This window comes from Maridesulfovibrio sp. (assembly GCF_963678865.1).
Lineage (GTDB): Bacteria > Desulfobacterota > Desulfovibrionia > Desulfovibrionales > Desulfovibrionaceae > Maridesulfovibrio.
Genome location: NZ_OY787459.1, coordinates 1,508,227 through 1,525,955, shown reverse-complemented (window position 1 = coordinate 1,525,955; position 17,729 = coordinate 1,508,227). Strand labels below are relative to the sequence as shown.

Genomic DNA, 17,729 nt, shown 5'->3' with positions numbered 1-17,729 from the left:
TTTGATGCCTTTAATTCATGACCTTATCGCCGATGGCGGTAATGAGTCTTTCCCGGACGGTATCGGGGGTGTTTTCGATCAGTCCGCCGGATGCATTCTTATGACCCCCGCCTCCAAAGAGAGAAGCTACGACCTGCACGTTGTCGCGGGACTGGGAGCGCAGGCTGAATTTGTAGCGCATTGGGCTGTCCTCGCGAATGAGTACGGCAACGCGAACACCCTTGATGCGCAGGATAAAGCTGACCAGTCCTTCGCAATCAGGGCCGGACGCACCTGCATCGTCGAGCATTTCCTGCGGTATGAAGAGCATTGCGGTCTGCCCATCGTGATGCATTTCAATTTTTCCCAGAGCCGTAGCCCAGAGGTTTATGCGCTTCATGGTCCACTGGTTGCGGATTTTGGGTACAAAATCACCAAGATCTAGCCCATAGCGAATAATATCAGCGATTATTTCAAGAGTCTCTGGTCTGGTGTTGCTGTAGGTGAAAAAACCTGTATCAGTCGCAATGGACAGGTAAATAGACTCGCCAAGCTTGCCTGAAAGAGAAATTTTAAGCTCTTTAGCTATGAGGGTGATCATTTCACCCACTGCCGGGCGGTTGGTGTCTACCCAATTTATGGCGGCAAAACCGGAGTTGCCCATGTGATGGTCTATATTAATGGATTTTTCCGGGTCCATCGCGTTCATGAGTGTCTCACCCATGCGCGGCGCATCTCCGCAATCGAGTATGATGTACCAGCCGTCAAATCCTTTTGGAATTTCGGTTAGTATCGGGGCCGGTGTCTCAAACCAGTCCATGGCTTCAGGTTTACCGCTTTGGTTATAAAGGCGGTAGCGCTTGCCCAGTTTTTCGAGAATGTATCCCATGGCGGCGGTGGAGCCAAGAGCATCACCGTCCGGGTTAAAATGGGCAGCTACGAGAAAGTCGTCCTCTTCTTTAAGAATCCGACATATCTCTTTCAGTCGAGCTTCCATAAACCATCTCCTCAAGGAAGTTGTCGTGCACGAACCTGAGTTCGGGGATCTGGCGGACACGGATACGTTTGCTCAGTTTGCTGCGCATAAAACCCTTGGCTTTGTCCAGAGCTTTGACCGCAGCAGCAATTTTTTCCTTGTCCCCGGCCATGGTGAACATCACCTCGGCTATTTTATTATCTTTGTTCATACGCACTCCGCTGATGGAAACCATCTCAAGGCGCGGGTCTGCAATCTCTTCAATAAGCATTGTAGCGATTTCGCGCATGATCTGGTCGCCCATTTTAACGGAACGGCGTGATGTAGAAGTCTTCATTTTAATATCCTATGAAATGCCTTCGGAGAGCCTTTTGGGCGGGCTACGCCGATTGCTATATAAATTTACAATTTAACCCTCAGGGATTCCAAAGGTAGTCAGTTCCTTTGGCCGCCAGAGGTGAAATCTATATTAAAAGCGCGATAGCGCAACAAATCTCTTAAAAAAAGTATTCCTGACCGTAAAGATCAGGAACTGAAAATTTCTGTTTCGCAATGGATCAATTCAGCCGGAGCCATGGCTTCGATCATTGCGAGAGCTTTGGACAAGGTAGATTCAACCTTGCGCGTTTCGTTGGCGACGGTCACTGCGGCGAGAACAAGTTTTTCATGTACATCTTGAGCTTCTACTTCGGAAACGCTGACATTGAATTTATTTCGCAGCTTCTGTTTTAAGCTGAGAGCTACTTTTCGTTTTCCCTTGAGCGATCTGTTTCCATGCAGTCTGAATTCCAGTGATAGTACGCCGATAATCATATTAAGCTTTTAAACAGGGGCGGAAGAACTTCTTCCGCCCCTGATGTTTATTCTTATTCGAGGGTTCTTGCTACTTCAACAACCTGGAAGGCTTCAATTACATCGCCATCCTTGATGTCGTTGTATTTTTCAAGGCCGACACCGCATTCGTAGCCTTTGGCCACTTCCTTGGCGTCATCCTTGAAACGTTTCAGAGATGTCAGCGAACCGGTATAGATAACTACACCGTCACGCAGCAGACGAACCTGAGCATGTCTGGTCAGCTTGCCATCGACCACGTAACAACCGGCGATAACACCGACTTTGGGTACGGAGAAAGTCTGTTTGACTTCCGCCTGACCGAGGTACTCTTCCTTGATATCCGGGGAGAGCATGCCGCCCATGGCGTCTTTGATTTCACCGACCAGCTTGTAGATGATGTCGTAGAAGCGGATTTCCACTTCTTCGCGTTCGGCAATTTCCTTGATTTTAACAGTCGGCCTTACGTTGAAGCCGATGATGATTGCCTGTGAAGCGGAAGCCAGCAGGATGTCTGATTCAGTTATCGCACCTGCACCGCCGTGAATGACTTCAACCTTGATTTCATCGGTTGCCAGTTTGGCAAGAGCTTCGTTGATAGCTTCAAGTGAACCCTGTACGTCTGCCTTAAGCACAACGTTGAGAGTTTGTGCATCCTGATCCGGCTTGGAAGCGAGGAAGGATTCAAGGGTAACCTTGGATTTTCCTGCCAGTTCACGTTCACGATGTTTAAGCTTACGTTCCTGTGCAATGCGGCGGGCGATTTTGTCATCGGCTACGCAGATGAATTCGTCACCGGCTTCGGGAATGCCGTCAAAACCCTGAATCTCGACCGGGAAGGCCGGACCGGCAGATTTAATCTTGCGGCCGCGGTCATCAAACATGGCGCGGACACGGCCATGGTAGAGTCCGCAGACAAAGGGATCACCCTGATTGATGGTACCTTCCTGAATGAGGACAGTACCGACAGGACCACGACCCTTATCGAGCTTTGCTTCAACAATGTTACCGCGAGCTCCTTTGTCAGGGTTGGCTTTGAGTTCGAGAACTTCAGCCTGCAACTGAACCATTTCAAGCAGGTTATCAAGACCTGTACGCATTTTCGCGGAAACAGGCACGAACATGGTGTCGCCGCCCCAGTCTTCCGGAACGAGATCGAATTCAGCCAGTTCGCGCTGTACCCGTTCAGGGTTGGCGCCTTCTTTATCCATCTTGTTGACAGCAACAACGATGGGTACCCCGGCTGCTTTAGAGTGACTGATAGCTTCACGGGTCTGGTCCATGACGCCATCGTCAGCAGCTACAACGAGAATAACAATGTCAGTTACCTGAGCTCCACGCATACGCATGGTGGTAAATGCTTCGTGACCGGGAGTATCGAGAAATACGATTTCGCCGCGGTCAGTGGAAACATGGTACGCACCGATATGCTGGGTGATACCGCCAGCCTCGCCGTCGGTAACCGCACTGTGGCGGATTGCATCCAGCAGAGAGGTTTTACCGTGGTCAACGTGACCCATAATGGTAACGATGGGCGGACGGGACTTGAGGTGCTCTTCTTTATCCGCTTCGCTTGTGGGCAGAAGCAGTTCCTCTTCTGAGTAGGATACGTTTTCAATTTCGTATTCAAACTCGGAAGCAAGCAGAGTCGCGGTATCAAGGTCAAGGGACTGGTTGATGGTCGCCATCACACCGAGACCGAAAAGTGCCTTGATGAGTTCCTGAGCCTTGAGTCCCATCTGGTGAGCCATGTCTGAGAGACGGATGGCCTCGTTAAATCTGATTTTACGCTTGGCAGCCTTGAGAGGTTTCTGAACAACAGGCTGCTGCTCAAGACGGGTCTTGCCCTTTTTGCCTCTTTTTTTGCCGCGAAATTTACTTTCAAGTTCTCTTTCTTGATCGTTTTTACGGTAGTCTTTACCGAATTCAACAACCCGTTTGTCTTTCTTGAACTTTTTCTTTTTGCTCTGGTCATTGGCGGGTGCAGGTGTTCCGGGGACGGGTCTTCCGCCGCCGGCGGGACGTGCACCACTAGGGCCAGCGGGACGACCACCGCCGGGACCACTGGGGCCACCGGGACCGCCAGGCCTTCCACCGCTGGGTCTTCCGCCAGCGGGACGACCACCGCCGGGTCTTCCGCCCCTACGATCACCAGAGGGACCATCTTCGGTAGGACGACGTCTTGCGCCGCCCGGACCTTCTGCTGCACGCTGAGCAGCCTGAAGGTTGGGATCAGGTCTGGAAATAATTTTTACTTTAGGCGCTTCCACTTCTTTTTTCTTTTTGCGCTTTTTCTTCTTGGGCTCTGCTTCTTTAGCTTTTTCGTTATCGTCCGCGGGTTTCTTTTCCGCTTCAGTCTTGGACTTTTCAGGAGCCTTTTCTTCAACAGGTTCAGCGGTTTTTTCAGCCGGAGTTTCCTTTACGGTTGTTTTTTCTTCTGCAACCTTGGCGGCGGGGGGAGTCTCCGCTTCGGGAGCTGCGGTTTCTTCGCTGGCGGGGGCTTCTTCTTTCTTTTTCAGATCTTCAGGCTTGATTACTTTTACCAGAGGTTTTTCGCTTTTAGCTGGGGCCTTTTTGGCAGGCTTTTTCTTTTCAGGAGCCTTTTCTTTTTCAGCTTCCTGCGTTTTTTCAACAGGAGCAGTTGTTTTTTCTTCTTCTGCAGGAGCCTCAGTTACAGCTTCCGTTTCATCTTCTTTTGTTTTTTTGCGTCCGCCCTTACGACGGCGGACAATTACGCCGGGCTGAACTTCGCGCTGTTCAACTTTACCGGAAGTGCCGGAAAGTTCCTTGCGCACGGCATCTGCCTGATCCGCATCGATGGCGGCTACAGTGCTTTTAGCCTGCACGCCTTGTTCGCGGAGTTTTTGAAGGATGTCTTTGGCATTGACCCCGAGCTCTGCGGCCAATTCCTTTACTTTGATTTTTGAAGCCATATGGTTCTACCCCCTGAAGTTCTTCTTCCGTGGCCGAAAAAATTTAAATCTTTCAAGGCATTTTTCATTGCCGCAGACATAGTATCCGCGGCCCTGTTTTACCTTTTTCTCATCCGGAATAAGTTCGCTGTCGGAAGCCCCCTTGCCCACAACGAACCTGAACAGTTCTTCCTTGGCAAAACGCTGCCTGCAAATGACACATGACCTTGTCGGTTCATGTTTTTCTGTGCTGTCCATTCCGGTCAAATACAATAGCCTTTATTGAGTCTCCGGAGTTTCCCCCGGAGTTTATTATTCTTCTTCAGAAACCTTGGTTTCGGTTTCTTCTATTTCTTCCGCCTGCTCTGCTTCTTCAACTGCGATTTCTTCGACCTGTTCTTCAGTTTCTACCTGAATCTCGGTCTCAACTTCTTCCACAGTGTTTTCTTCGGCATCGCCGATTCCCAGAAGCATGATTGCGGACTTCATGTCGGAAACTTTGGAAACTGTCATTCCGGAGATTGACATGAGGATTTCCTCGGAAGCGTTAGCAACCTGACTTACAGTTTCGAAGCCTGCAGAAATAAAGTTGTCCACCGGAATCTCAGCAACGCTTGCCAACTGATCCAGGCCTTTGCTTGCGGCATTCATTTCGCCGTAGCGGCTTTCAGTGAACACGTCGATCTTCCAGCCCAGCAACCTTGAAGCCAGTTTTACGTTCTGACCCTTGCGGCCGATAGCTACAGTAAGCTGATCGTCAGGAACTACAACCTCGAGGGTCTTTTCCTCTTCATCAACTGCGATTCTGGTAATGACCGCAGGGGAGAGTGCGTTCTGTGCGTATTTAGCAATATCCTGACTCCAGACAACGATATCAATGCGTTCCCCGCGCAGTTCCTGAACGATGTTCTGAATGCGGGAACCGCGGATACCTACACAGGCACCCACCGGATCAACGTCGCGGTCAAGGGAGTTTACGGCTACTTTGGCGCGCAGCCCCGGATCACGGGCAACACCCATGATTTTAACGGTAGCGTCGTCCACTTCGGGAACTTCCCTTTTGAAAAGCGCGGTCATGTAATCGGGATGCGAACGGGATACCACGATCTGGGGACCGCGGGATTCTTTCTGTACGTCAATGATGAAAGATTGAACTCGGTCACCGCGCTTGTATCTTTCACGGGGAATCTGTTCTCCCTTGGGCAGCACCGCTTCGGTTCGGCCAAGGTTGATGATCCAGCCTGTGCGGTCGCGGCGTTGGATGATACCGCTTACAATTTCGTGCATGCGGTTCTTGAATTCATCGTAAATGATTTCCTGTTCAGCGTCGCGCATGCGCTGGATGATGACCTGTTTGGCGGACTGGGCGGCGATTCTTCCAAGGTCTTCGACCTTGAGTTTGAAGCCCATTTCATCGTCGATCTGAACGTTGGGGTCGTGTTCTTTTGCTTCCTCGAGAGTTATTTCGCTGATTTCGTCTTCGACTTCTTCAGCAACAATCTTGAACTGGTAAACCTCGATTTCACCGGCATCTTCATTGAAATTGACCTCAATGTCCATGGCATCGCCGTATTTACGGGCCACCGAAGAACGAACCGCTTCTTCAAGGGTATCGATGAGCAGGTCTCTGTCGATTCCACGGTCCTTGCTGATTTGGTCAATCGCCTTTTTGAGTTCAGAACCCATATCGCTCCTCCGCTTCGGCACAATTCCAGTGGCACATGGACTGTGCCGGCGGGCCGAATGACTGCCTTATTAATTATTTAAACTCGTGGATGAGTTTTGCTTTTTTTATTCTGTCCCATTCAATTATGATGGGTTCTTCCTGATCATCAAGTTTGAGGGTCAGCCCTTCTTCATCTGTTGCCTGAAGAAGTCCTTTAAATTTTTTGCGTCCCTCAATGGAAAACACCAGGGCGATGTCTAATTTTCTGCCAATGTAGGCGGACATCTGCTCAGGTTTGAAAAATTTGCGTTCAAGTCCGGGGGATGAAACTTCAAGCACGTATGCGCTGTCGATGATTTCTTCGACTTCAAGCATAAGACCTACGTCCCTGCTTACTTCCGCACACTGGTCGATACTTACGCCTTTGTCGCTGTCAATATAAATGATGACAGCAGGACGGTTGGCGGAAGTAACTTCCACACCCCATAGAGTCAGCCCCATTGATTCGATAGCAGGTTCTACGAACTGGCTGATTTTTTTGGCTAATGAGCCTTGTTCCACGTTTTACCCCGTGTTGCTGGTTTTCAGGCGAACAAAATAAAAAAAGTGGACCTGAAAAAGGCCCACCTCAGCATCTTAACCCAACAAAAGGTTATTAATTGAGGCTGATGCGAATGTATGAGGTTTGCCTGAAACTTCAAAAGTCTAAGATGTATACCCGTTGGGAACTCTGAGATACACCCGCACCGAGTTCAGCAATCTAGACAAAGCCTGAATCAATGTCAAGTACTGAATGAGGGGATGGGTAATGGGAAAAACAACGTGAAGTCGGTCCTGCTCACAGTTCAACGCTTAGTATCATTATATTATGGCAGCCGCAAGTCGGTATTCTTTGACTTTATTGTTTTGTGCAGGTAAATTTGACTTATCCGGTTCCGTATTTATCATTATCTTATATGGAACAATAAAAAACAGGAACTAGAAATGCCGGTACTTACTGATAACATAGTTGCTGGACCGGCCGGTCACGTTACCGCTGCTCCGGCTGCCACTTTCAGTGCAGGTCCGGCCGGATCAACCGTACCCGGTCCGGCGGGGCATGTGGTTGTGTCTCCCGCAACTCAGGGAGTGCGCAGTGTGGATGCTACTGTGGTCTTTGAGGTTGAGGATGCTACCATGGGTTTCCTCACTCCGGATGCAACTCAGGGAATTGTTCCCGAGTTGAGAGTCGGAGTTGTTGTACATAGTTCCGCCTGATAATTATCCCCCCTTAATTGAATATGTCCCGGTCAAGCTTTTGTTTGGCCGGGATTTTTTTTGCATGTTTGTTTTTGGCCTGTACTTTGCAATGTCTGTGGCAACAACTGATGCGAAGTAAATCCTCTTTCAGGAGAAAAGACATGCGATCCAGTATATTCAGTGCCCTTTTCGGGGCCATGTCCAACGAACACCGGATTGATATCAGTGCCAATAATTTGGCGAACGTCAATACTACCGGCTTTAAACGTGACAATTGTGCCTTTCAAGATACGTTTGTCCGCTTCGCCCATGATTATGTGGCCGACGCAAAACCATATCTCAGGGATAAGGATCTGCTTCCGGAACCAAAGATTATGGCTCGCCCCAGACTCTCTGAAGAGGTTATCGATATGGCGCAGGGGTCCTTTCAGAAGACCGGAAACCAGCTTGATCTCGCTATTCGCGGGGACGGTTTTTTTAAAGTCCAGAAAGATGACGGTACTTATCTCACCAGAAACGGTGTCTTTACCCTTTCCTCAGAGGGTGTCCTTGTTACCGAGCAGGGGTATCCGGTTATGGCCAACGGCGGTGAAGTTACTCTTCCTCCTCGCTCAAGGGTTTCTGTTGACGGTGAAGGCGTGATCTTTGCTGACGGTCAGGAAGTCGGCAGGTTGGATTTTGTACAGCCGTCGGATGTCCGCGATTTGAAAAAAAACGGAGAAAACCTTTTCGTAAACGAAGGGACTGAGGTTCCCGCAGAGGGCGAGGTCGTACAGGGCTACATTGAAAAATCCAATGTTGAAGTAGTTAACGAAATGGTTGCGATGATCGAATGTCAGCGCAGCTTTGAAATGTATCAGAAAATGATTAGCAGCACTGATCAGCTTGACCAGAAGGTTATCCAGCAGGTTGGTCGTGTATCGGGATAATTCATAACTTAGGGGGATAAAATTATGATGCGTTCACTCTGGACCGCGGCCACAGGGATGGTTGCCCAGCAGACTCACATCGATGTTCTTTCCAACAACCTTGCCAACGTGAACACTCAAGGGTTCAAAAAAAGCAGGGTCGAATTCGAAGACCTCATGTATCAGACTATGAGAATAGCCGGTTCTGAAACCGAAGGCGGTAACAGGCTGCCCACAGGTATGCAGGTCGGTATGGGCGTCAAAGAGGTCAGTATTCATAAATTCTTCAGTCAGGGCTCTTTTGAAAGTACCGGCAACTCGCTTGATATTGCCATTGAGGGCAATGGTTTCTTTCTTGTGGACCGTAACGGCGAAGATGCATACACCCGCTCCGGTGCTTTTAAGCTCGATAGTGATGGGCGCCTGGTAACCTCAAACGGTTATCCTCTGCAGCCGGAATTCACCGTGCCCACCGAAGCTGTGAACGTAGTTGTTTCCGAAGACGGGCATATTGCCGCTCTTGACAAGAACGGAACTGAGCTTTCCAGTGCGGATATCACAATTTACGATTTTATTAACGAGGCCGGACTGAATGCTGTCGGTAAGAACCTTTACCTGGCAACCGAGGCCTCCGGTGCCGCTATTCAGGGTACTCCGGGAGAAGATAATTTCGGTACCCTTGCTCAGGGTTACCTTGAAGGTTCCAACGTTGAGCTGGTTGATGAAATGGTCGGACTTATTGTCGGGCAAAGGGCTTACGAGACCAACTCCAAAGCCATTACTACTTCCGACTCCATGCTTCAGACTGCAATTAACGTTAAAAGGTAAGTGATGCGCTGATGCGTTTTTACGGGTGATTCCGCTTTCGGCGGGCAAAGGATGATTTCCTTTGCACTCCCTAACGGGGGAGTTGGTTTAAGTTCTGCTCCCCGGGGCTATTAAGGATGGTTTATCATGACTAAGGCAGATTTTGTTTCAATATTTCGCAGGGTTGTTTTTATGCTTCTGGTTGTTGCCGGGGGTGCTGTTTACGCAGCTTCTCCTGCTGCGGCTTCCAAGCAGAATACCGACTGGCGGATCAGGATCAAATCTGCCGCTGTGGTTAACGGACCAAGGGTTACCCTTGGTGATATTGCCGAGTTTTACGGCGATCTTCCTCAGCAGACCAAAGCCGACCTTGCAGGTGTTGAACTTTGGAACGCTCCCTCCCGCAACCGCAAGCCCGTGCGGGTAAACCGTAATAAGTTGCGCGTTATCTTGCAGCACTATCTCGGTGATCTTGTCCGTAATTGTATTATTCCGTCAACATTGACCATGCAATCCGGTGGCAAAGTGATGTCACAGGAACAGCTTCAAAGGGCTGTGGTCAAAGTATTGACTCCGCAGGCCGAAGCTATTGACGGAGATCACAAGTTCCGTAATTTCAACCTTCCCCCGCATCTGTTTTTCAAGGACTCGATGGATAGTTTGAGGGTCCATATCCCCCGGGCCCTTAGACCGGGTGCCAATAGTTTCAAAATGGAAGTGGTCAGTGTTGATGGGCGGGTATTGCGGCAGTTGGCCGGGTCTGTGTTCATGGATCTCTGGAAGCCTGTGCCGTGTCCGGTGCGGCCTATTAACCGCAAGGAACTGGTGACTCCTGATTTAATTACCTGGAAAAGCAAGAATATGGCTCAGTTGGGCAATCAGGTCTGGGATGGCAAGGGTGGCCCGTGGCGGGTTAAGATTCCGGTCGGAACCGGGCAACCCATCATGCGTTCTTCCATAGAGCCGGCTCCGGTTATTGCCCGTGGAGATAAGGTCACACTCGTATTTAGAAGCAAACACCTGAAGCTTACTGTCCCGGTAGAGTCTCTTGAAGACGGCGGGGTTGGTCAGGATGTCACGGTACGTAATTTGCAAAGTAAGCGTAAAGTGGTTGCGACGGTTGTCAATGCCCAGACAGTTCAGGTCAAGTAATACGCGGAGGAATAAAGAAAATGAAAAAATCAATACTGGCAATTCTGCTTTTTTCAGCCATTTGTGCGGGGTGTTCACCTGCCAAGCAGGCTCCTACCCCCATGCCGGTTATGACTCCTCCTGCCCAGTATGAGCCGGAACCCATGAATAATCCCGGTTCCCTTTTTGCTGCTACGGATTCCGAATATTTGTTTGATGACAACAGAGCCCGGCGCATCGGTGACATCGTTGTGGTTACTGTTTCCGAAACGAGCAAGGGTAAGCATACTTCTGATTCCACCGCTGAGAAAGAAAATAAGACCAGTCTCGGGGTAACAGCTTTCAGCGCCGGTATTGCCACCACTGTTGATCCTTTCAATATGAAAGGCGGAGCCGGTGATACTCCGATGATCGGTTCATCGACTTCGAATAAGTTTTCAAGCACCGGTGAGACCAAGAACGAGTCGACCCTGACAGCTTCCGTGGCTTGCAGGGTAGTGCGTATCCTCCCCGGCAATGTTATGCAGGTGGAGGGCGCAAGACAGGTGCGTATTAATGATGAAACACAGGTTCTGGTAGTGCGCGGCCTGTTGCGGCAGCGTGATATAGGTCCCAGCAATACTGTGGCCTCAAATTATCTGGCTGACGCACATATTGAAGTCTACGGGCGCGGCATTCTTGCTGACAAGCAGAGACCCGGATGGCTTTCCAGAATTCTTGACAATGTATGGCCTTTTTAAGATTTCGTTGCCAAAGTTATGGATATGAATTTGGCGGGAAAGATGAATGCGAATTTATTTTTAGGGTGCTCAGGGTATCTGCAAGGTTTTTATAAGAGTCACAGTGATCAATGGAGGAAAGGATGAAAATCGCTAACAGGATGAACAGCATATCAGCAGGGCTTGCGGCGGCTCTATTGGTCATGTTCATCGTTCTTATGTCCGCTCAATCCGCAGAGGCGGTCAGGCTGAAGGATATTTCTTCTTTCAGCGGCGTACGTGATAACGATCTGGTCGGATACGGGCTGGTAGTAGGTCTCTCGGGAACGGGTGACGGAACCAACTCGGCATTCACTATTACCTCCATGATCAATATGCTGGAAAAAATGGGTGTTCAGGTTGACCGTTCTTCCATTAAGCCCAAGAACGTTGCCGCTGTAATGGTCACTGCCAAGATGCCCGTGTCAGCCAAGCCCGGCGCTCCTCTTGATGTAACAGTCTCATCCATTGGTGACAGTAAGTCTCTATTCGGCGGCGTGTTGCTCATGACTCCCCTTAAAGGGATCGACGGAAAGGTCTACGCTCTTGCGCAGGGTTCGCTTACCGTGGGCGGTTTTTCCGCAGGCGGTGAGGCGGCTAGTGCATCCAAGAACGTGGTTACCGTAGCCCGAATTCCGTCCGGGGCAACTATTGAACGTTCGGTTCCTTTTCAATTCAACCGTCAGCAGAAGATCACCATCAACCTCGGTCTTTCCGATTTCGGGACCACCATGCAGGTTGTTAAGCGGATCAATAATGTTGTGGGCGGTTCATTTGCCAACGCGGTAGATGCTTCAACTGTTGATCTGGCTATTCCAGAGCAATTCCGGGGCAATATGGTTCCGCTCATGGCTGCCCTTGAAAATATTGAAATTTCACCTGACACCAAGGCTAAAGTCGTAGTTGATGAAAAGACCGGAACAGTGGTTCTGGGACGCAACGTGCGTCTTACCAAAGTCGCAATCGCCCACGGCAACCTGCAGGTGGTCGTAGCTGAAAGTGCGGACGTTAGCCAGCCTGGACCTTTTGCCCCCGAAGGAGCGGAAACCGTTGCAACTCCCGAAACCGACCTTCAGGTTCAAGAAGATAACAACAGGCTGATGCTGGTTGAAGGTGCTACTCTGCAGGAGCTTGTTGACGGGCTCAACGCAATCGGCGCAACCCCGCGTGATCTGATCTCCATTTTGCGGACAATGAAGGTCGCCGGCGCGCTGCATGCGGAGCTGGAGGTCATATAGCTTAAACAGGTAAAGCTGCTTTATAGAATTGAGGCCCGGCAGGTTGCTGCCGGGCCTTTCTTTTTGAGAGCGCCAAACCTGCAGCTTAGTCAAAGTCCTGACTTTGCGTGATAAATAGGGACCTCAGATGTTGTTATGTTAAGTTGCTATTAATTTTAAACTTAAATTACAGGAGGTTGCGTGGACGGTACGTAATTTGCAAAATTGGGTTGAAAGTAGTCTCGAACCATTAAATCACGGGGCCGCACATGAATTGGAGGAAGAGTAAAAATGATTGATAGCGCAATGAACACAGCTACCGCACAGGCCAATGCTGAGAGCAAGGAACTGCTGGGGTTCAAACGCAAGCTTACCAGCCTGAATGACCGTCTTTCCGGCGGAAAGGATCAGGAAAAATCTCTGCGTGACGCCTGCAAGAAGTTTGAAGCGGTTTTCATGGGTAAAATCTGGCAACAGATGCGTAAAAACGTGCCTCAGGGAGGCTACCTCAGTAACCGTTACGAAAAGCAGTACACTGCCATGTTTGATAAGGATTTTTCCGAAAAGTTGGCTGAGGGCGGCGGTATAGGGCTTGGTGACATGCTTTATGACCAGTTGCGTTCAAAGTTGGAAAGAGCCAGCAAGTCCACTCTGCCGGGCACAGGTAACTCCACTGCGTTGAAAACTCTCGATGAAGTGGGACGTCAAGGTTCTGTTCATGGACCCCATCTTGCCGCGGTCAACAACAATGCAGCCAACGGGTTGCCGGGTATTCCCCTGCCTAAACCGGGTATTGCCCTTGAAGATGAAGATTTTACCATTGGTCAGCGTGTTGAGCGTCAGGTTCAGCGTGATGCAGCTGAAACAGCGACACCGGCACTGTTGAGCAGGACTGAAGCCATGGCAAAGATCGAAGAGCTGGCCCGTAAGATTGAAAAAGAGCATGACACAAAAGTTTATGTACAGGGTGCGACTGCTGAAGAAATTGGCAAGAAACTTGCTGGTCTATAAATAAGATTTTGTTAAGAAATGTTTGGTTAATATAAAAAGTCATTAATAATAATATGTTAAGTTGGGAGGAGAGGGAAAATGATCAAGCTCATACAGGCAAATCTTGACAGGCAGTCAAAGGCGGTCTTGTTGCTCTCCATGCTTCTTCAGGAAGAATTTTCCCTGCTTATGCATAAAGATCCTCAGGGAGTAACTGGAGTTGAGTTGGTAATTCAGGAGCTTATGCGTCAGATTTCAGCAGAGCGACTCTCCATGAGATCCTTTATTCAAAAAATTGACCCCTCCGCTCAGAGGCTTGGTCAGGTGCTTCCCGCCATCGAGGACGGCCAGCGTAAGGAAATTGAAAAGCTGCTTGCCAGAATTGATGATCTCGAACAGAAGTGCGGCGTACAGGCCACCAAGAATCATCAACTGGCGCGGGCCCTTCTGGACCAGTCTTCTTCCATGCTGGATTTTCTGCATAGGGAGATTACTCCCAAGGAACAGAACGTTTACTCTGCACGGGGCCGTTATTTCAATCCCAAGCCTCAGGCTTCATTAATTAACGGGAGGCTCTAATGCCCGGTGTTAATTCTCTTCTGAATCTGGGCACAGGGGCCCTTTTCGCATCCCAGTCGGCGATTTCTGTAACCGGTGACAACATTTCCAATGTAAACACCAAAGGTTATTCCCGCCGTAATGTTCGTCTCGAAGAGAGCATGAGCATTAACTACAATCCGGGCCAGATCGGCACCGGAGTCCGTGCTGCTGAAATATACCGCAACTTCGACCAGTTTGTTGAAAACAGCTACAATGATAAAGCAACCATGCGTGAACGCTGGGATACGCTTTACAACACACTCAGCAGTGTGGAGTCTCTCTTTAATGAATCCCAGGGATACGGGCTTAACTCAAGCCTGACGACATTTTTCAATGACTGGCAGGATCTCAGCCAGCGTCCTAATGACGCGGCATCCCGTCAGCAGTTGCTCAGTGATACCACCAACCTTGTTAACTCCCTGCACAGTATGCAGAACGATCTTGAGCGCTACCAGCAGCAGGTCGAAGACTACATCAAGCAGGATGTAGGCAAGGCCAATGATATCATGACCCGTATTGCCGATATCAACCAGCGCATTAATACCGAGCAGGTTGACGGGCAGAACAATCCAAACGCCCTTTACGACGAAAGAGCCACTCTGATACGTGAGCTTTCCGAGATCATGGATACCAAGATGATCGACAATGGAAAGGGTAATATCACTATCACCACCGGGGCGGGACAGACTCTGGTGGACGGGGATAAGCATTTCAGCCTCTCTTATGACGGTCCGCAGAGCCAGAATAATCTGAGTCCGCAATCCAACTTCGACGGCAAGGCTTATTTCTCCGGTTCCAGCGAATTTGAATACACACTCGAATGTGTTACGTCAGGACCCGTTGGGACAGCTACTTACAAGGTTTCCCTTGATGGCGGAACCACCTGGCTCAAGGATGATACCGGTGCTCCTAAGACCTTTACCGCAAATGCTGAAACCGGTGCTCTTCAGGTTGAAGATTTGAAAATCTGGTTCGGTACTGAGGCGAGTCCTTCCGCCACTCCTGCCAACGATATGGAAACAGGTGATAAGTTTACCATCGTACCCAAGAGTGCTCTGTACTGGGTTGAAAATACTGCTACCAAGGAAAATATTACTCCGCAGATCAACTTTGCAGGACAGGATAACACCAGAAGGCTGACCGGCGGAACACTGACAGGATATTTTAACTTCCGTGATAACTATGTGGGTAAGTACAAAGAACGCATGAACGCTCTGACCAATGAAGTGGTCTGGCAGACTAACCGTATCCATTCACAGGGTGCAGGACTGAAGGCTCATGCTTCTATGGAAGGTTCTTATGGAGTGGATGACGATTCCGTAGCGCTGGGGAACGGTTCTTCCGGGCTGCCCTTCGCGGACAGGCTTCAGTCCGGCAACTCCCTGATGTATTTTTACAATTCTACTACCAACGAACTGGCTTTTTCCGGGCAGATTGATTTCAGCTCTGTTGCCCCCGGAGTTCAGAATTTTGATCCTTCTGTTCATTCTCTTACTGATGTAAGGGATGCCTTTAATGCTACTTTCGACCCGGCTTATGCTTCTGCAACCATAGTTAACCACAAGTTGCAGATTAGCGGACAGAACGGCCATGAATTTCAGATGGGAACCGATACTTCAGGACTTTATGCTGCTCTCGGCCTGAACACTTACTTTGAAGGCTCTCAGGCTTCTGATATTGCCGTCAGCAGCGCAGTCAACGGGGATATTGATTTAATCAATGCCGGGCATGTGAACGGAGCCGGAGAATACAATGAGGGTGACAACACCAATGCACTCAAGATGAAGGAAATGGGTCTGACCGATCTGGACATAACTACTTCTTTTGACGGCACCACCACCCAGACCCTGATTGAATATTACGACGGCACGGTGGCCGTGGTCGGCGCGGATACCGGGACGACCAAGTTCAATCACAGTTTTCAGGAAACACTTGCATCCGATCTTAACGATAAGCAGCAGGAAGTATCGGGTGTGAATATTGATGAAGAAATGAGTAACCTGATCAAGTATCAGCACTCATACACTGCTGCTGCAAAGCTGATCACAACCGCTGACCAGATGCTTCAGACCCTGCTCGGGATGAAGAACTAAGGCGTTGCATAATCAAGGCTGAGGGAGAATGGCTATGAGAGTATCACAGCAAATGCTTTTCAACACGTATGTGTCCAACATGAATACGTCTTTGACCCAACTGGTGGAGACCAATATTCAGGCGCAGACTCAGAAGAAGGTTAATAAGCCTTCTGATAACCCTGTGGGCATGGCCCGTATTCTCGACCATCGTGAAACCCTTGCCACAGTCAAGCAGTACCGCGATAATATTGATACAGCTAAAGGATGGCTTTCCCTTTCAGATACCACCCTGACTCAGGTTTCAACCATTTTGACACGAGCCAAGGGATTGGCAGAACAGGGCGCATCCGGAACCTTGACTGACGATAACAGGGAGCAGATCAGTTACGAAGCCCGCCAGCTTTTCCAGCAGTTGGTAGCCCTTGCCAACACCGAATATGAAGGTAAGAGCATATACGCAGGCCATAAGGTTGAAGACAATGCCTTTAAAGAAAGGCTCTGGATGACCAGCAACGATGCCAATGTCTCATCTCGCAATTTTACCATCACCGGCAATGCGGAAAAGACTATTGTCGTTCAGTTTGAAGCGGACGGAGCAATAGGCGGCGCAGCCATGCAATACCGTTATTCAAAGGATGGCGGCGAGACTTTCACTACCAAGACCCTTGCTGCCGGTGCTACTACACTTGATTTTGACGGGGTGACCATGGATTTCGATCTGGGCACTCCTGCTACCAATATTCCGGTAAAAGGGTCAGCTAATACCAACGACAGTTCCGGAACATGGATGTGGGTCCGTCCGACCGCCCAATATATGGGTGATGACGAGGATTCTATCAATGTGGTTCCGATGAATACCTCTTTCACTTCTTCCGCTCTCACAGCTGACGGTGCATTTTCCAAGGATGTGGTGGTCAGGATTGATTCCACCACTCCAGATCCGGCGTCAGTTGATGATGAAATAACATACTCTTACAGCAGTGACGGCGGCGTCACCTGGACAGAAGGGAATGTTAAACCTGCAGATGCAGGTGCCACTACTGCCGTTATTCCGCTTCCCGGCGGCACTCTTACCCTGGATAACAGCGGCGGAACAGTGGCCGCAGGCGCACAGTTTCTCATACATCCGGATACCGCGGCAATTAATGTCCAGATTCAGGAAAATGAAAGTGTACGCGTCAATGATGTGGGTAAGGATATTTTCGGTGGTGTTTATAAGCAGCCCGGTGCGAGCGGTGCCAGTGTTGTTTTCAACAATAACAGCATGCTTCTCGGCGGTGGCGACAGCCAGAATTTATTGGAAACCATGGGTAACCTTGTGGCCTTTCTGGAAACCAATAACCAGACCGGCGTTCAAGAGTGTCTGGACAGCCTGAACGCATCCCAGAAGCATCTTTTGACCAAGGCCGCCGATGTGGGGGGCAGGGAAAATAGGCTTGCTGTTGCAGATCAGGTTCTTTCCAGTCTGGAGCTGAACGAGAAGGACCGTATTTCCCATATTGAGGATGTGGATGTGGGTGAACTCATGACAAAGCTATCCCAGCAGCAGCTTGTTTACGAAGCCGTGTTGAAAAGTTCTTCAATGATCATGAAGATGAACCTGCTCAACTATGTATAATTTTATTAAATGTAGATAGTTG

General features: G+C 49.5%; 17 protein-coding genes. 10 read left to right on the top strand and 7 right to left on the bottom strand.

Annotated features, from left to right (window positions below; genetic code table 11):
- Nucleotides 1–10: 10 nt before the first annotated feature.
- The 7 genes from ACKU41_RS07130 to rimP all read right to left on the bottom strand — a co-directional run bounded on the left by ACKU41_RS07130 (nt 11) and on the right by rimP (nt 6,925).
- Nucleotides 11–976 carry a bifunctional oligoribonuclease/PAP phosphatase NrnA gene (locus ACKU41_RS07130; RefSeq protein ID WP_319780646.1) on the bottom strand — a complete coding sequence of 322 codons (966 nt, stop codon included), beginning with the start codon at nt 974–976 and terminating at the stop codon, nt 11–13.
- Nucleotides 939–1,292 (bottom strand): 30S ribosome-binding factor RbfA, encoded by a 354-nt coding sequence (gene rbfA, locus ACKU41_RS07125; RefSeq protein ID WP_321404802.1) that lies wholly within the window; start codon nt 1,290–1,292, stop codon nt 939–941. Before rbfA ends, ACKU41_RS07130 begins: the two co-directional genes overlap by 38 nt.
- A 188-nt stretch (nt 1,293–1,480) precedes the next feature.
- Complete coding sequence (locus ACKU41_RS07120) at nt 1,481–1,768, bottom strand: DUF503 domain-containing protein (RefSeq protein WP_319780644.1); 288 nt, start codon at nt 1,766–1,768, stop codon at nt 1,481–1,483.
- Nucleotides 1,769–1,821: 53 nt separating this feature from the next.
- Nucleotides 1,822–4,719, bottom strand: a complete 2,898-nt coding sequence (infB, locus tag ACKU41_RS07115; protein WP_321404801.1) for a translation initiation factor IF-2 — start codon at nt 4,717–4,719, stop codon at nt 1,822–1,824.
- A gap of 6 nt (nt 4,720–4,725) precedes the next feature.
- Complete coding sequence (locus ACKU41_RS07110) at nt 4,726–4,971, bottom strand: DUF448 domain-containing protein (RefSeq protein WP_319780642.1); 246 nt, start codon at nt 4,969–4,971, stop codon at nt 4,726–4,728.
- Between the two features lie 39 nt (nt 4,972–5,010).
- Nucleotides 5,011–6,384 (bottom strand): transcription termination factor NusA, encoded by a 1,374-nt coding sequence (nusA, locus tag ACKU41_RS07105; protein WP_319780641.1) that lies wholly within the window; start codon nt 6,382–6,384, stop codon nt 5,011–5,013.
- Nucleotides 6,385–6,457: 73 nt separating this feature from the next.
- Nucleotides 6,458–6,925, bottom strand: a complete 468-nt coding sequence (rimP, locus tag ACKU41_RS07100) for a ribosome maturation factor RimP (RefSeq protein WP_319780640.1) — start codon at nt 6,923–6,925, stop codon at nt 6,458–6,460.
- A 423-nt stretch (nt 6,926–7,348) separates the two neighbouring features.
- Between rimP and ACKU41_RS07095 the strand changes: the two genes are divergently transcribed.
- From ACKU41_RS07095 to flgL, 10 genes are all read left to right on the top strand, one after another.
- The gene (locus tag ACKU41_RS07095; RefSeq protein ID WP_319780639.1) at nt 7,349–7,621 is read left to right on the top strand and encodes a hypothetical protein; all 273 of its coding nucleotides are present in this window, start codon (nt 7,349–7,351) and stop codon (nt 7,619–7,621) included.
- Between the two features lie 143 nt (nt 7,622–7,764).
- Nucleotides 7,765–8,532 carry a flagellar basal-body rod protein FlgF gene (gene flgF, locus ACKU41_RS07090; protein WP_321404799.1) on the top strand — a complete coding sequence of 256 codons (768 nt, stop codon included), beginning with the start codon at nt 7,765–7,767 and terminating at the stop codon, nt 8,530–8,532.
- A 24-nt stretch (nt 8,533–8,556) separates the two neighbouring features.
- Nucleotides 8,557–9,339 carry a flagellar basal-body rod protein FlgG gene (gene flgG / locus ACKU41_RS07085; protein WP_319780637.1) on the top strand — a complete coding sequence of 261 codons (783 nt, stop codon included), beginning with the start codon at nt 8,557–8,559 and terminating at the stop codon, nt 9,337–9,339.
- Between the two features lie 126 nt (nt 9,340–9,465).
- A complete protein-coding gene (gene flgA, locus ACKU41_RS07080) occupies nt 9,466–10,470 on the top strand; it encodes a flagellar basal body P-ring formation chaperone FlgA (protein WP_319780636.1) in 1,005 nt (334 codons plus the stop codon).
- A gap of 20 nt (nt 10,471–10,490) precedes the next feature.
- On the top strand, nt 10,491–11,189 hold the full coding sequence (locus ACKU41_RS07075; RefSeq protein WP_319780635.1) for a flagellar basal body L-ring protein FlgH: 699 nt from the start codon (nt 10,491–10,493) through the stop codon (nt 11,187–11,189).
- A gap of 122 nt (nt 11,190–11,311) precedes the next feature.
- Complete coding sequence (locus ACKU41_RS07070; protein WP_321404797.1) at nt 11,312–12,445, top strand: flagellar basal body P-ring protein FlgI; 1,134 nt, start codon at nt 11,312–11,314, stop codon at nt 12,443–12,445.
- Nucleotides 12,446–12,715: 270 nt separating this feature from the next.
- The gene (locus ACKU41_RS07065) at nt 12,716–13,435 is read left to right on the top strand and encodes a rod-binding protein (RefSeq protein WP_319780633.1); all 720 of its coding nucleotides are present in this window, start codon (nt 12,716–12,718) and stop codon (nt 13,433–13,435) included.
- A gap of 78 nt (nt 13,436–13,513) precedes the next feature.
- Entirely contained in the window at nt 13,514–13,993 is a 480-nt protein-coding gene (locus ACKU41_RS07060; RefSeq protein ID WP_319780632.1) for a flagellar protein FlgN, read from the top strand.
- Nucleotides 13,993–16,107 (top strand): flagellar hook-associated protein FlgK, encoded by a 2,115-nt coding sequence (gene flgK / locus ACKU41_RS07055; RefSeq protein ID WP_321404796.1) that lies wholly within the window; start codon nt 13,993–13,995, stop codon nt 16,105–16,107. The genes ACKU41_RS07060 and flgK overlap by 1 nt, the downstream gene beginning before the upstream one ends.
- 34 nt (nt 16,108–16,141) lie before the next feature.
- Complete coding sequence (flgL, locus tag ACKU41_RS07050) at nt 16,142–17,707, top strand: flagellar hook-associated protein FlgL (RefSeq protein WP_321404794.1); 1,566 nt, start codon at nt 16,142–16,144, stop codon at nt 17,705–17,707.
- The last annotated feature ends 22 nt before the right edge of the window (nt 17,708–17,729 follow it).

Excerpts from the sequence above, each read along its gene's own strand:
- ACKU41_RS07130 (WP_319780646.1), bottom strand. The coding sequence starts at position 976 with ATGGAAGCTCGACTGAAAGAGATATGTCGGATTCTTAAAGAAGAGGAC.
- rbfA (WP_321404802.1), bottom strand. The coding sequence starts at position 1,292 with ATGAAGACTTCTACATCACGCCGTTCCGTTAAAATGGGCGACCAGATC.
- ACKU41_RS07120 (WP_319780644.1), bottom strand. The coding sequence starts at position 1,768 with ATGATTATCGGCGTACTATCACTGGAATTCAGACTGCATGGAAACAGA.
- infB (WP_321404801.1), bottom strand. The coding sequence starts at position 4,719 with ATGGCTTCAAAAATCAAAGTAAAGGAATTGGCCGCAGAGCTCGGGGTC.
- nusA (WP_319780641.1), bottom strand. The coding sequence starts at position 6,384 with ATGGGTTCTGAACTCAAAAAGGCGATTGACCAAATCAGCAAGGACCGT.
- ACKU41_RS07095 (WP_319780639.1), top strand. The coding sequence starts at position 7,349 with ATGCCGGTACTTACTGATAACATAGTTGCTGGACCGGCCGGTCACGTT.
- flgF (WP_321404799.1), top strand. The coding sequence starts at position 7,765 with ATGCGATCCAGTATATTCAGTGCCCTTTTCGGGGCCATGTCCAACGAA.
- flgG (WP_319780637.1), top strand. The coding sequence starts at position 8,557 with ATGATGCGTTCACTCTGGACCGCGGCCACAGGGATGGTTGCCCAGCAG.
- flgA (WP_319780636.1), top strand. The coding sequence starts at position 9,466 with ATGACTAAGGCAGATTTTGTTTCAATATTTCGCAGGGTTGTTTTTATG.
- ACKU41_RS07075 (WP_319780635.1), top strand. The coding sequence starts at position 10,491 with ATGAAAAAATCAATACTGGCAATTCTGCTTTTTTCAGCCATTTGTGCG.
- ACKU41_RS07070 (WP_321404797.1), top strand. The coding sequence starts at position 11,312 with ATGAAAATCGCTAACAGGATGAACAGCATATCAGCAGGGCTTGCGGCG.
- ACKU41_RS07065 (WP_319780633.1), top strand. The coding sequence starts at position 12,716 with ATGATTGATAGCGCAATGAACACAGCTACCGCACAGGCCAATGCTGAG.
- ACKU41_RS07060 (WP_319780632.1), top strand. The coding sequence starts at position 13,514 with ATGATCAAGCTCATACAGGCAAATCTTGACAGGCAGTCAAAGGCGGTC.
- flgK (WP_321404796.1), top strand. The coding sequence starts at position 13,993 with ATGCCCGGTGTTAATTCTCTTCTGAATCTGGGCACAGGGGCCCTTTTC.
- flgL (WP_321404794.1), top strand. The coding sequence starts at position 16,142 with ATGAGAGTATCACAGCAAATGCTTTTCAACACGTATGTGTCCAACATG.